The 12846-nt window shown below is 39.8% G+C and carries 13 protein-coding genes; 2 read left to right on the forward strand and 11 right to left on the reverse strand.

The genetic code is table 11. The annotated features are described in order from the left end of the window. Positions 1-212: 212 nt before the first annotated feature. Positions 213-1592 carry a vitamin K epoxide reductase family protein gene (locus tag BC659_RS03070; protein WP_133473190.1) on the reverse strand — a complete coding sequence of 460 codons (1380 nt, stop codon included), beginning with the start codon at positions 1590-1592 and terminating at the stop codon, positions 213-215. Positions 1593-1625: 33 nt separating this feature from the next. After that, positions 1626-1835, reverse strand: a complete 210-nt coding sequence (locus BC659_RS03075) for a hypothetical protein (protein WP_133473192.1) — start codon at positions 1833-1835, stop codon at positions 1626-1628. A 276-nt stretch (positions 1836-2111) separates the two neighbouring features. On the opposite strand from BC659_RS03075, the gene BC659_RS03080 reads away from it, so the two are divergent. Both BC659_RS03080 and BC659_RS03085 read left to right on the forward strand, forming a co-directional pair. Continuing rightward, positions 2112-2513: a hypothetical protein gene (locus BC659_RS03080; protein WP_133473194.1), complete on the forward strand. Its 402-nt coding sequence runs from the start codon at positions 2112-2114 to the stop codon at positions 2511-2513. A 103-nt stretch (positions 2514-2616) separates the two neighbouring features. Beyond that, positions 2617-3027 carry a hypothetical protein gene (locus tag BC659_RS03085; protein WP_133473196.1) on the forward strand — a complete coding sequence of 137 codons (411 nt, stop codon included), beginning with the start codon at positions 2617-2619 and terminating at the stop codon, positions 3025-3027. Between the two features lie 20 nt (positions 3028-3047). Here the strand turns inward: BC659_RS03085 and BC659_RS03090 are convergent, their stop codons facing one another. From BC659_RS03090 to deoC, 9 genes are all read right to left on the reverse strand, one after another. Next, positions 3048-3455 (reverse strand): DoxX family protein, encoded by a 408-nt coding sequence (locus BC659_RS03090; protein WP_133473198.1) that lies wholly within the window; start codon positions 3453-3455, stop codon positions 3048-3050. Between the two features lie 91 nt (positions 3456-3546). Beyond that, complete coding sequence (galK, locus tag BC659_RS03095) at positions 3547-4710, reverse strand: galactokinase (RefSeq protein ID WP_133473200.1); 1164 nt, start codon at positions 4708-4710, stop codon at positions 3547-3549. Further along, the gene (locus BC659_RS03100; protein WP_133473202.1) at positions 4707-6113 is read right to left on the reverse strand and encodes an MBL fold metallo-hydrolase RNA specificity domain-containing protein; all 1407 of its coding nucleotides are present in this window, start codon (positions 6111-6113) and stop codon (positions 4707-4709) included. The genes galK and BC659_RS03100 overlap by 4 nt, the downstream gene beginning before the upstream one ends. A 10-nt stretch (positions 6114-6123) precedes the next feature. After that, positions 6124-6612 carry a thioesterase gene (locus BC659_RS03105; RefSeq protein ID WP_133473204.1) on the reverse strand — a complete coding sequence of 163 codons (489 nt, stop codon included), beginning with the start codon at positions 6610-6612 and terminating at the stop codon, positions 6124-6126. A 251-nt stretch (positions 6613-6863) separates the two neighbouring features. Next, the gene (locus BC659_RS03110; protein WP_133473206.1) at positions 6864-7601 is read right to left on the reverse strand and encodes an MlaE family ABC transporter permease; all 738 of its coding nucleotides are present in this window, start codon (positions 7599-7601) and stop codon (positions 6864-6866) included. Between the two features lie 143 nt (positions 7602-7744). Beyond that, complete coding sequence (locus tag BC659_RS03115) at positions 7745-10087, reverse strand: NADP-dependent malic enzyme (RefSeq protein ID WP_133473208.1); 2343 nt, start codon at positions 10085-10087, stop codon at positions 7745-7747. A gap of 245 nt (positions 10088-10332) precedes the next feature. Continuing rightward, positions 10333-11514 (reverse strand): M20 metallopeptidase family protein, encoded by a 1182-nt coding sequence (locus BC659_RS03120; RefSeq protein ID WP_133473210.1) that lies wholly within the window; start codon positions 11512-11514, stop codon positions 10333-10335. An 8-nt stretch (positions 11515-11522) separates the two neighbouring features. Further along, positions 11523-11957 carry an SPOR domain-containing protein gene (locus BC659_RS03125; protein ID WP_133473212.1) on the reverse strand — a complete coding sequence of 145 codons (435 nt, stop codon included), beginning with the start codon at positions 11955-11957 and terminating at the stop codon, positions 11523-11525. A gap of 162 nt (positions 11958-12119) precedes the next feature. Next, positions 12120-12791, reverse strand: a complete 672-nt coding sequence (gene deoC, locus BC659_RS03130) for a deoxyribose-phosphate aldolase (protein WP_246027070.1) — start codon at positions 12789-12791, stop codon at positions 12120-12122. Between the last annotated feature and the right edge of the window lie 55 nt (positions 12792-12846).

Genomic DNA, 12846 nt, shown 5'->3' on the forward strand with positions numbered 1-12846 from the left:
GCATTTCCACACCATCCACTACCCCAGGTGCAATGCGCTACTCGATCGTTCCCGCAAACGCCTCCGCCGGCTCCTGTGGACCTTCAGGATCATTACCTCCTTTTAAGTTCCTAAGTTGTTCTCTGCTTAAATTTTTCATTTTTTTTAGTTTAAAATTTTGGTAATATTTAATTAGGCAATTACCATTAGCCTATGTTGGCTGGCCAGTGCAACTACACTAAAGATGTTTTCCTTATATCATTTAGTGAAAGATTTTCAATTAACATTGGAATAATTATATATAAATCGTCCGAACTGTAATATTCTGAATACAAAGCTCCATTAATCAATATAGTTGGAGTTTTATCAATTTTATGCATCTCACACCATTCAAAAACTTTAATTAATTCTGGTTTAAATTCCTCTGCAGCCATTTCAAAACTTTGCTCACTGAGATATTTCTCTCGAAATAAATTTATATTCTTTAACTGATACCACTCATCTAGTATTTCTTTCTTCTCAAAAGAACTATGATTGGCTAACGAAAGAAGATTAATTGCAGAAATAAAATTTTCATTATCTCCAGAAAATGAATCGACAATGAAAAATATTTCGAAAGAAATTTCTTCATTATAAACTTTAAGTAGAGACTTTAAAGTTTCATGAGTCACAGCACAAGGCACACAGGTAGGCCCACTTATTATCTGTAGTCGAATTTTTGCATTAGGATTGCCTAATTGAATTGCAGCATTAGTATCAGGCGTACCAAAAAATGGCTGTTGCATCATAACACCATGGAATACTACAGGATTTTTTTTGAATTTTTCATATTCGACTTCCAACCATTCATACTTGAAATAATATTTTATAAAACTCCTGATTGAAAGCCAAATAGCAGCTATGAGAAGAAACAAAATGGAAAAATTACCGTAGATTTTTAAAAAATTATACTGGCTTATATTTATAGTTTCTAATTCGAATAATAGAAAAAAAGCCTGTATCAATAGAGATGTGGAAATCATTAAACAAATTTTACACCATGCCTTAATCACCTTCCATTGTATAAAAATGGTAATGGGTAATAGAAGAAGTGAGCTTGCTATAATTGGAGTAAGTAAAAAGAATTTCGCATCAGGGTTAATGCCTGTATAAAACAGGAAAGCTACACTTGTTGAAATGAAATAAATTAATGCTATTTCAGCCAAATCTATATAGTCATAAAAAGGAAAGACTTTAGAATTGAATACTTGAGCACAATTTTGATTATCCCTCGTATTACAAAATTTTTGAATAAAGTTAGTAGGGTATCCCTTCTTTGCTAAAATGAGGGATATCGAAAAAAATATTCCTAAAAAATTCAAGGATATAATAAAAAGGCTGGAAAAATTTAGAGATTTATTTTGATAGAAAAAAAGTATCAAAGAGACTAAGGCAATAATTATAATAAATGAACTCTTATTGAGGATAGTTTTATTATTACTAAGCTGTTTAATTTTAGAGAATAATTGCTCTTCTTTTATAGAAAGAAAAATACCTTTCCAGTTATGAAAAATTAGTCCGGAATTCAGAAACTCTTCCTTAGAATTTACCACAAAAAAAATCATAGCTTTCATCTAAATCAGGACTTTGATACAATGATGAAAATACTAGTACAGGAAAGGAAATGGTATATTATTAAGATCATTTTTATCTCCAACTACAGCAGTGTACTCCATATCATGTTCCACTAAAAAGTCAGTCAAAGACACTAAACTTGGATAATTTGGGTGTGACAATAATTTCTTCCTTAAATATTTCTCATTGATAGTAATATTTAATTGCTTTAAATATTGCTTGGTTGCTAAGAGAATAGACATGATTATTGAATTACAAGCAATTTAATGTCCCCAACTCGGTTAAAATAGGGGTAAAAACCCCTATACTTTTCAAGAAATGCTATTGTAGATAAACCTGAAGCATAAATCTCACAAATAATAGTTTATCTCACACCTCTATTTTTTTATATGACCTTCTCCCAGAAAACTGGACATTATTAAACTAGAAAAAAGGGGTAATTATTCAAAATAAAAAATAATAATCCTCATCATGCAACGATTTCTTCCTAGAAAACATCATCTCTAAAAAAACCTTGTATGAAAAGATATGTATTAACCAGCCTGCTTATCAGCAGCCTTCTCTTCTCCGGTTGCGAGAAAACAGATGAACAATTACTAGAAAAATGTGTACAGGTAAAAATACTTGATGAGCTTTGCGGCACTGCCGTAATGCAAATACTCGATGAAGACTATTTTAAATTTGGTGTAGATGGCTATCAGAAAGATGGAGTTACCTACGACCATGTTTTTTCTGCAGAATTAAGCTGTGCCGATATCACCAAATTCCAAACCCTTACCGCTTCCTTGAAAGGACTCGTAGTATACGTGAAGATGATGAAGCAGATCCAATACGACCCTGCCTGTACAAAATGCGCAGCCGTTGTACCTAATGCACCTGCCAAATGGATACCAATAAAGTTTTCAGAAAAATGTGATTAAAATATGTTGGCAGATATTTCTACCAAAAAATACTTCACTTGATTTTTCCATTACAGATTCAACGATTTATTTCAATTCTATCCCATACACCAAACTGATAAATATGAAAAAAAGTTTTTCTCCTTTGCTGATAGTATGCAGTCTGGTATTTATTGTAGCCTGTGAAAAAAATGAAACAACTCAATCAAAAGATTGTGTTCCGGTAAAAATATTGGATGTAGTTTGTAATAGTGCTGTTTTACAAATCACTGATCCTGCCTATTATCATTTAGGTGTTAATGGATACGAAAAAAATGGTATCACCTACGACCATGTTTTTACTACCATTCTCCCTTGTAAACTTCCGTCCAATAATAACTCCAGACCTAATATGGGCGTTGCAGACAAACCGTTCTATGTTCAGATACTGGATCAACCGGAAGCAAGCGACCCTAATTGCGGATCCTGCGCCGCCATTGTTAGCAACGCCCCAAATAAATTATGGTACGTTTCTTTTTCAGAAAAATGTAATTAAGAAGGTCTGAACCAACCTTCTTAATCACTTTCTTCCAGATGTAATTTCTGATGATGGGCACCGGCAGCTATATGTAATGCAAAGCCTGCAATAGCTGCATCTTTCAAGATACTAACCAATGCCAGGGCTTTCATTTCCTTGTCACCGGTATCCAGGTAATTGGGCAGATGGATAGTGAGAATAAAAATAAATAACATAATAGCCAGAAAATAGGCTGCCGTTTTCACCATTCGGTTGGTAACAAATGAAATGGCCACCAGTATGAAAGCCGCTCCCACTAAATATACCCACAGCAATCCACCCGGTAAAAAAGAAGGAATGTACACAACCAGTTCCCGGGCATGTTGAAAATGATAAATGCCGAAACTGATCATCACAACGGCTAAGAGGTAGATCGCTATACGCGATACGATGTGATAGTTTTTCATGGCAAACAGTTTTGTTGTATAAAATTTACAACTTTTCTTCCGCCTTTGCAAGCTTTTCGCCCTATTTCTGCCGGCAATTGAAAAATATCATTCACCAGGGGCCTACTACGGCAGTACCTTCATCAATGGTAACCGGATAAGCCCCGGGCAATACCCCATAGGTTTCCAGATAAGATTCAGATATCCTGTCTACAAAATCTGCTACTGCTGCTTTTTTGACAAGATTGAGCGTACAACCACCAAAACCGCCACCCATCATTCTGGCGCCAATTACATTTTTATATCCAATCGCAAAATTCACCAGAAAATCGAGTTCCGGACAACTAACATTGTACATTTCACTCAACCCTGTATGGGTACTAAACATTTTTTTTCCAAAAGAAAGCAAATCCCCTTTTTTTAGATCTTCACAGGCTTCTTTTACACGCGCTATTTCTTCTACCACATACAGGCACCGCCTGAATATATTTTCATCCAATGAATGTAGTTCCTGCTGTAATAATGCGGGTGTAGCATCTCTCAGACTCGTGATTTCCGGATGAAACCTTTGCAGGTGTGCTACACCTGCTTCGCAATCTAATCTGCGGAGATTGTACTCAGAATCGGCAAGCGAGTGTTTTACACGACTATTGATCAGTAACAGATCATATTCCTCCGACTCAAAAGGAAAATAATGATGGTCCAGCGAGCGACAGTCTAACTCAATCACCTGATTGGCTTTACCAAACATGCTGGCAAACTGATCCATGATACCACAACGAACACCAATAAAATCATTCTCAGCCTGCTGTGCCATTTTCACCATGGTCATCCTGTCTAGCTTATACCCAAATAACTCATTCAAGGCAAAAATGGTAGCACATTCTACCGCTGCTGATGATGAAAGGCCGGCACCTATAGGGATATCTCCCCGTACAACAGCATTAAAGCCTCCACAAGGGTAGCCAGCTTTCTGTAATACATCTACGATGGCCAATACATAATTGGCCCAGCTTTGCAATGAAACTGAAACAGCGTCTATATTGCCTGTATAAAACTCCTTGTAATCAACCGAAAAAAGATGAATCTCCTGATCGTTTCTCGCACCTATTGATACATATACTGCATTATCGATAGAAGCCGGTAATACAAACCCATCATTATAATCGGTATGCTCCCCGATCAGGTTGATTCTGCCTGGCGAACGTACAATAAACTGTGGCTCTCCGAAATGTTCACGGTAATAAATACCTGCATCCTGTATTAATAAATTCATCCTTCTAATTTTGTCTGATAATGCATTTCCGGAATCACTACTTCCTTAAAACCTTTACGCATAAGCCTGTGTGCAAAATCCTGTTGTACATCATATTCACCATGTACCAGAAAAAGTGTTTTTACCTTCGAAGGATCCTGGCAGGCTAAAAACTGGCAAAGATCCTCATAATCACCATGTGCACTCATGCTGCGCATTTGGCCCACTTCGGCTTTTACATCATACATTTCGCCGAAAATTTTTACCTGTGCGGCTCCATTGGCCAAACGCCCACCTAATGATCGCGGCTCACAATAACCCACCAGCAATATGGTATTTTTCTGATCACCAATATTGTTCATGATATGATGCTTTACCCTTCCCGCATCTGCCATACCACTGGCCGACATAATTACACAAGGCTGTGGTAATTCATTCAGGTATTTACTTTCATCCACTGTTTTAATAAATTTCAACCCTGGAAAATCAAAAGGATCATCATCTTTCTCCATCACTTTCCTGATTCGCTTATTAAAGTACTGCGGATAGGCTTTCAGCATTTCGGTAGCTTCCCTGCTCAGTGGGCTATCCACATAGATCGGCACCCTGGGCAATCTGTTTTCAAGATCCAACTGGTTCAGTGCATACAATAGTTCCTGCGTTCTTCCCACACTAAATGCGGGTATAATCAGCTTTCCTTTTTTCTTTATACAGGTCGATTCAATCCATTCCAATAAAGTGTCTGCCACACCATGTACTTCATCATGCAGTTTATTACCATAAGTACTTTCCAGAATAATATAGTCAGCCTGCGGAAAAACAGACGGTGAGCGAAGTATTGCATCATTATATCTTCCTACATCACCACTGAAAGTAAGTTGTCTGGTTTTACCCTCTTCCGAAATCCGGAGATGTACAGCAGCACTACCAATAATATGTCCGGCATCGGTAAACATCAGCTCAACACCTTCTGTAATGGTTGTCCATTCATCGTAATTCACTTCTACAAAAAGTTCCAATGCCTTCGCAGCATCTTCCAGATCGTATAGGGGCTCATAAGGAGGTAACCCCTGCTTTGCGCGTCTTTTATTGATGAACTTGGTATCATCACGCTGTATCACTGCTGAATCTTCCAGTAAAATACCTCCCAGTTCCCTTGTGGCTGGAGTGGCAAATATCTTACCCTCAAATCCTTCCTTTACCAATCTGGGTATGAGTCCAGAATGATCAATATGCGCATGCGAAAGTACCAGTATATCTACTGAACGGGCATCGAAACCAAATTCTCCGTTGAGCACTTCTGTTTCCTTTCCCATTCCCTGAAAAAGACCACAATCGAGTAATATTTTTTTCCCACTCTGTAAGGTAAGCAGGTGTTTTGATCCTGTCACCGTTCTTGCTGCTCCATGAAATGCTATCTTCATACCTTTCTTTTTATGATTGTTTCGACTTAAATGTCCAGGTTACAAAAAATGTAGCTACTGCTTCCTGCTCCTGGTTTTTACCGACCGATTGGCAGATAATGGTTTGTGGTTCTCCGGTTTTAATGGCCGTCTCAACAGCTTCTGTTATCTTATCTCCATCGGTACATGTAAAAGTAATCATACCTGTTGCTTTTTTACTGAAACTACCTTCTACTTTCAGTACCAGCATGCTTACCGATGGCTTACGTCGATAAATCTGCGCAAAACCAAGAATACCGGTACTCATTTCAGCTGCCATGGCCTGTACAGCGAAATACATAGAGCGAAATGGATTTTGCGAAAACCAGCTATAACGTACCCCAATTTGTGATTGATGAGCATCAAAGGATCGTATCCGCAATCCGGAGAAAAAAGCTGATGGAAGACGTTGCAATAAAAACAACCTGAATTTTAACGGGTTGGATATCTGTCGGCGAAAAATATCAAATGATGGATTCATAGCTTTCATTCCTGTACATAAATGTAACAAGTGAAAAGCGAATCAAATGTAAAAACCTTGTTTTCTTACGGTGAGAACGAATTTTGAGTATTGAATAGCTGGATGCAAACAACTTCCTTTCTTCCCTTCTCCCTGCAAAAAGCATCTTGCAAAGAGCCGGTTAAAATAATAGTAGCATTCATTTACAGAGAGAAAGGAAGTTCGCAAGCGCTAATTAATTTCAGAGTTGAAAATTCCTCTGTTCTTCTGTTTTACAGCAACAGCGCTGCGAGCATATAATCGGCACAAAGAATAAGGATACAACTTACCACAACAGCACTGGTACTGGCACGACCAATTTCTAATGCACCACCTTTTACATTGTAGCCATAATAAGCAGAGATACTACTAACAATAAAAGCGAAAGTGTAGGATTTATACAGTGCGAAATTGATATTATACAGGTTCAGGTTCTGGCGCAGACCGATATCAAAAATATCAGGTGCCAGAATACCTGCCATATTACCAGCCGTTCTTCCACCCCAGATACCCAGTACGGCAGATATGGTAATCAGGCAGGGAATTACCAGTAAAGACCCCAGAATTTTTGGCATCACGAGGTAGCTTTTGGTATTGATGCCCATAATCTCCAGTGCATCTATTTGTTCACTGATGCGCATATTACCCAACTCACTGGCAATTTTACTACCCACCACGCCGGCCAGTACAATACTCACGACTGTAGGCGATAATTCAAGGATCATACTATCACGCACAATTTGTGCGATGGTAGCCTGAGGTACAAGCGGACTTACCAACTGGTAGGCCGTTTGCACCGTTGTTACCGCACCCAGAAACAATGAAATAATCACCACAATCGGTAAAGCCCCCAATCCGATCTCCACGCATTGGTGCATAAACTCTTTCCAGTACATGCGCCAGTTCTCAGGTTTGGTAAACATCCCCTTCAACATCAACAGGTAAGAACCTAAATGGGTGAAAAATGACATTGCTTTGTTTTTGATTTACCAGAAAATCGGGCTTATCGCTGATGGTTCATGGCAAATAGTTAGCTCATAATCCAATAACACCATTCGCCCTAGACCATTATCTATAAGCCATATGCTATGACCCATCAGCCATACGCTACAAACTACTTCTTACGCTTCTTCAAACGCTTCCACCAGCTACTGCGCTGAATCACTTCATTGGTATCCATCCTACATTTCAGTTGCGCATCCACTACGGCTACCAATGCCATATTTACAATACTCCTTACCGTACTACCCAGTTGTAAAACGTGCACAGGTTTTTTTAGACCCAATAAAATCGGACCAATTGCGTCTGCACCACCTACTTCTTTTAATAAATTATAGGCCACATTTCCGGCTGTGAGGTTGGGGAATATCAATACGTTTACATCTTCATCTACCAATTCACTGAATGGATAGTTATCGCGCAGTATTTCTTTGTTAAAAGCCATACTACCCTGCATCTCTCCATCTACCACCAGCGACGGATTTCGCTGCTTCAGAATACGTGTTGCCTCGGCCACCATTTTCGCTTCCGGAGAATCGCTGCTTCCGAAATTGCTATAGCTTAACATAGCAATCCGGGGTGTTACGTTGAAAGTACGTACTTCCTTGGCAACCATCATTGCTATATCGGCCAGTTCTTCTGCATTCGGATGAAAGTTAACCGTGGTATCTGCCAGAAACAGAGGTCCTTTTTTTGTGAGCAGTAAATACATACCCGCAATCTTCTTCACCCCTTCTTCTGTTCCGATAATCTGTAATGCAGGACGAATGGCTTCAGCATAATTTTTGGTTAGACCCGATAACATCGCATCCGCATCTCCCGTTTCCACCATCATACAGCCAAAATGATTGCGGTCTTTCATAATCTTCAGACTCTCATAATGATTGAATCCTCGTCTCTGACGCTTCTTAAAGAACAATTCACCATAAAACTCACGCTTAGATTCCATTTCATCACTACGCGGATCTATAATTGGTAAATCGGTTATATCAATATTATGCTCTTCTGCAATCCTGTTAATCTTGACAGGATCTCCCAGTAAGATCGGATAAGCAACACCTTCATCATAAATAATACTGGCCGCTTTCAATATCTTCTGGTTATCGGCTTCTGCAAATACCAATCGCTTCGGATCTCTTCTCGCTTTGTTACCAATTACCCTCAATAACTGATTATCCAGTCCAAGTCTCTTGTTCAGTTCGACTACATAAGCATCCCAGTTATGGATCTGCTTTTGTGCCACGCCACTTTCTACAGCGGCTTTTGCCACTGCAGGTGCTACAGTTGACAATAAACGCGGATCGAGTGGTTTGGGAATAATATATTCCGGACCAAATGACATATTGGTCTGGTTATAGGCCATGTTCACAATATCGGGTACAGCCGACTTGGCCAGTTCTGCCAAAGCCTTAACAGCTGCGAGTTTCATAGCCTCATTAATCTGAGTGGCACGTACATCTAATGCGCCTCTGAAAATATAAGGGAAGCCCAAAACATTGTTTACCTGATTCGGATAATCGGTACGGCCCGTTGCCATGATGATATCTTTACGCACAGCAATCGCATCTTCATAGCTGATTTCAGGATCGGGATTGGCCATGGCAAAAACAATGGGATTCTTTGCCATACTCTTTACCATTTCCTGCGAAACCACATTGCCTACGCTAAGACCCAGAAAAACATCCGCATCTTTCATGGCTCTTTCAAGTGTGGTATCTGAACGCTTAACAGCAAATTTTCGGCGTATAGTATCCAGATCTGTTCTGCCTTCATGTAAAACACCATCCTTATCAAAGAGAATGAAATTTTCATACTTCGCTCCCAGTGCCACATACAGCTGTGTACAGGCCATGGCAGCAGCACCTGCACCATTCACAACAAAACGAACTTTCTCTATTTTCTTTTTCTGTAGTTCCAGCGCATTCAACAATGCAGCACCACTGATGATAGCTGTTCCATGCTGGTCATCGTGCATCACCGGAATCTTCATCTGCTGTTTCAGTTGCTGTTCAATATAAAAACATTCAGGTGCTTTGATGTCTTCGAGGTTAATACCCCCAAAAGTGGGTTCCAGCGCTTTTACAATCTGTACAAATTTCTCCGGATCTTTTTCATTGATCTCAATATCGAATACATCGATATCCGCAAAGATTTTGAACAATACACCCTTCCCTTCCATTACAGGTTTACTGGCTTCCGGACCAATATCGCCCAAACCCAGTACAGCCGTACCATTACTGATTACTGCCACCAGATTACCCTTGGCAGTATACTTATACACTTCTTCAATATTGTTTTGAATTTCTTTACAGGGTTCTGCCACACCCGGACTATACGCCAGTGAAAGATCACGTTGGGTTTTGGCTTCTTTAGTAGGAACCACTTCAATTTTACCAGGTCTGCCGCTGGCATGGTATTCCAGTGCCTGCTCCTTTCTCAGATCTGTATTTTTAGCCATACTTTTTTTTTTCGTTAACCGGCAACATAACCCACTTCAGCAGGGGTTGTGTCACTCACTTCAGGGTCCGGTTCTTTAACCAGATACCCCACATTCAAGGGTGCAAAATACGATATAAATAAAATAGGGGCCCTTATTTCATATGGTGGCCAATTTATAATAGTTCCCGCTATCTAAATCCTTCTCTGCGAAACCTCCTTACTTTTATTCTCTACAGTGAAAAAATACTGCTGAGAATGAGAGAATCAGCTTTTAACAGTCGCACCCAGCCATGCCATATTGCCTATACCTATTTCAATGGCCCTCTCATCAATATCAAAACGGGGTGTATGTACATTATGGATAATTCCTTTTGCTTCATTACGAACACCGAGGCGAAAAAAGCAACCAGGTATTACCTGTGTATAATAACCAAAATCTTCAGCACCCATCCGCATCTCTGTTTCTAACACATTTTCTTTTCCCATAAAAAGATCTGCCTGCTTCCAGGCACTTTCTGTAAATACAGGATCATTGTCTACCGTAGGGTAACCAATGTCTATATGCAGGTCTATTTCCCCGCCCATCGATTCAACAAGACCGACCGCATTTTTACGGATCAATTCATGCGCCTTAAAGCGCCACTCTTCATCCATCGCCCTGAAAGTTCCCATAAGTTTTACTTCACTGGGTATTACATTGGTAGTATGTCCGCCCTGAATAGAACAGATCGACAATACAGAAGGCGACAATGGATTTTTATTTCTTGAAATAATCTGTTGGAGACTCACAATCAAATGTGAAGCAATTAAAACCGTATCAGCCGTAAGATTGGGAGAAGCGGCATGTCCGCCCTTGCCTTTGATGGTAATATAAATTTCATCTGCACTAGCCATTACCCTGCCTTTACGGAAACTGAGTTTACCTGTTTCCAGTCCGGGGTGCACGTGCAGCCCGATGATGCCATGTGGTGCAGGGTTTTGCAATGCACCATCACGGATCATATAACTGGCGCCACCCGGATTTTTTTCTTCACCGGGCTGAAACAATAGTTTTACCGTTCCTTCCCACTCATCTTTCAATTCATGTAAGACCCTTGCGGCTCCCAATAAAATAGAAGTATGTACATCATGACCACAGGCATGCATAATGCCTGGCTTCTGTGAGCGATAAGCCGTTTCATTTTCTTCCTGAATGGGCAGGGCATCCATATCAGCACGCAAAGCAATAACACGGCTATCCGGATTTTTACCACGAATCATACCCAACACACCCGTTGTGGCCATCACTTCAAATGCAACACCCATTTCCTGTAGTCTGGCCTGTATAAATTTTGATGTTTCAAATTCCTGATAACTCAGTTCCGGATGGGCATGCAGATGTGACCGAATCGCTACTGCATCTGCTGCGTATTTTGAGGATAAATCTTTTATCTGTTGTAATAACATAGTTTTTTTTATTGTGTCAATTCATCTTCAGCAGCATTATATTCAATCAGGTCTTCTACAACATACACACCTTGCGGATATAATCTGCTCAGCATTTTTCTAAACTGCTCAGCGTCTTCTTTTCTTACAAAATTGCCAATACGCACTTTAAATAAAGGCGACTGATAAGAAGTATAAGTTTTCTGATCGGGAAATCGGCTCAAAAGCTCTGTCTTCATTCTCAATGCCTGGTCGCGGCTATTGGTACTAATCACCTGCACGCGATAACCTTTATACTGACCATTACTCGTAAGCATGGCCGTTCTTTTATTGATTTGCGCCTGTTTGGCTGCTAGCAGATCCAGACGCGCATCTTTTTTTACTACAATGGTATCAGCTGCCCATACCGTATGACTGCTGATAAGAAAAAAACAAGCGGCTAAAGATCGGAACAGCACAGACATGTCTGAATGTTTTCAGTAAGATAAATAAATAAGTGCAAAGATACAGGTTGTAATGGATGACCGTATTAATAAGCCCTGTAACCGGTGTAACAAATGAGCGGCAGATGTGTGCAGATTTTTACCTTAATCTGTGGTCAGTAAAATCAACCTGATCTATCATTACTAATAATGCCCCTCTCCCCTTTCTCCTTTCACAATTTCCACCCCGGCACTGCAGCCCAGCCTTGTTGCACCAGCTTCAATCAACTGCTTTGCAAATATGTGGTCGCGAATGCCGCCTGAGGCCTTGATCTGTACCTGTTCTGGTAAATGCAAACGAAACAGCTTCACCACTTCCACCGACGCTCCTTTTTCGGCATAACCGGTAGACGTTTTTAAATAATCAATACCTGCCACACCGTATAACTCACAACACTTAATAATCTCATCATCGGTAAGCACACCTGATTCAATAATAATTTTGATGATTTTGTTCTTGCTTTTTACCACCGGCATTATATGATTGATTTCATTCGCCAGATATACCCAATCACCGTTTTTAATAGCTGAAATATTAATCACCACATCCAGTTCATCGGCTCCATCTACCATGGCCAATACAATTTCAGCGATCTTGGCTTCTACAGCCGAATAACCAAAAGGGAAACCTATCACCGTTGCCACTTTTACATCACTACCCTCCAATAAAGATTTTGCTTTTTTAACAAAATTCGGTGGTACACAAACAGCGGCAAATGCATATTGCCTTGCTTCAGCGCAAAGTTTTTCAATGTCTGCCACGAGTGTTGTGGGTTTAAGAACCGTATGATCTATGTATTGTGCTAGATTCAACATATAACTTGTTTAGAACTAAGAAAAAACAAAAGTATAAAACAAAACCTCCCGAAAT

It is taken from the genome of Sediminibacterium goheungense (assembly GCF_004361915.1).
Taxonomy (GTDB): domain Bacteria; phylum Bacteroidota; class Bacteroidia; order Chitinophagales; family Chitinophagaceae; genus Sediminibacterium; species Sediminibacterium goheungense.

What these genes read in the sequence shown, in the direction of transcription:
- BC659_RS03090 (WP_133473198.1), bottom strand. Translation starts at nt 3,455, where the DNA reads ATGAAAAACTATCACATCGTATCGCGTATAGCGATCTACCTCTTAGCC.
- BC659_RS03100 (WP_133473202.1), bottom strand. Translation starts at nt 6,113, where the DNA reads ATGAAGATAGCATTTCATGGAGCAGCAAGAACGGTGACAGGATCAAAA.
- BC659_RS03115 (WP_133473208.1), bottom strand. Translation starts at nt 10,087, where the DNA reads ATGGCTAAAAATACAGATCTGAGAAAGGAGCAGGCACTGGAATACCAT.
- BC659_RS03105 (WP_133473204.1), bottom strand. Translation starts at nt 6,612, where the DNA reads ATGAATCCATCATTTGATATTTTTCGCCGACAGATATCCAACCCGTTA.
- BC659_RS03070 (WP_133473190.1), bottom strand. Translation starts at nt 1,592, where the DNA reads ATGAAAGCTATGATTTTTTTTGTGGTAAATTCTAAGGAAGAGTTTCTG.
- galK (WP_133473200.1), bottom strand. Translation starts at nt 4,710, where the DNA reads ATGAATTTATTAATACAGGATGCAGGTATTTATTACCGTGAACATTTC.
- BC659_RS03120 (WP_133473210.1), bottom strand. Translation starts at nt 11,514, where the DNA reads ATGTTATTACAACAGATAAAAGATTTATCCTCAAAATACGCAGCAGAT.
- BC659_RS03080 (WP_133473194.1), top strand. Translation starts at nt 2,112, where the DNA reads ATGAAAAGATATGTATTAACCAGCCTGCTTATCAGCAGCCTTCTCTTC.
- deoC (WP_246027070.1), bottom strand. Translation starts at nt 12,791, where the DNA reads ATGTTGAATCTAGCACAATACATAGATCATACGGTTCTTAAACCCACA.
- BC659_RS03085 (WP_133473196.1), top strand. Translation starts at nt 2,617, where the DNA reads ATGAAAAAAAGTTTTTCTCCTTTGCTGATAGTATGCAGTCTGGTATTT.
- BC659_RS03075 (WP_133473192.1), bottom strand. Translation starts at nt 1,835, where the DNA reads ATGTCTATTCTCTTAGCAACCAAGCAATATTTAAAGCAATTAAATATT.
- BC659_RS03125 (WP_133473212.1), bottom strand. Translation starts at nt 11,957, where the DNA reads ATGTCTGTGCTGTTCCGATCTTTAGCCGCTTGTTTTTTTCTTATCAGC.
- BC659_RS03110 (WP_133473206.1), bottom strand. Translation starts at nt 7,601, where the DNA reads ATGTCATTTTTCACCCATTTAGGTTCTTACCTGTTGATGTTGAAGGGG.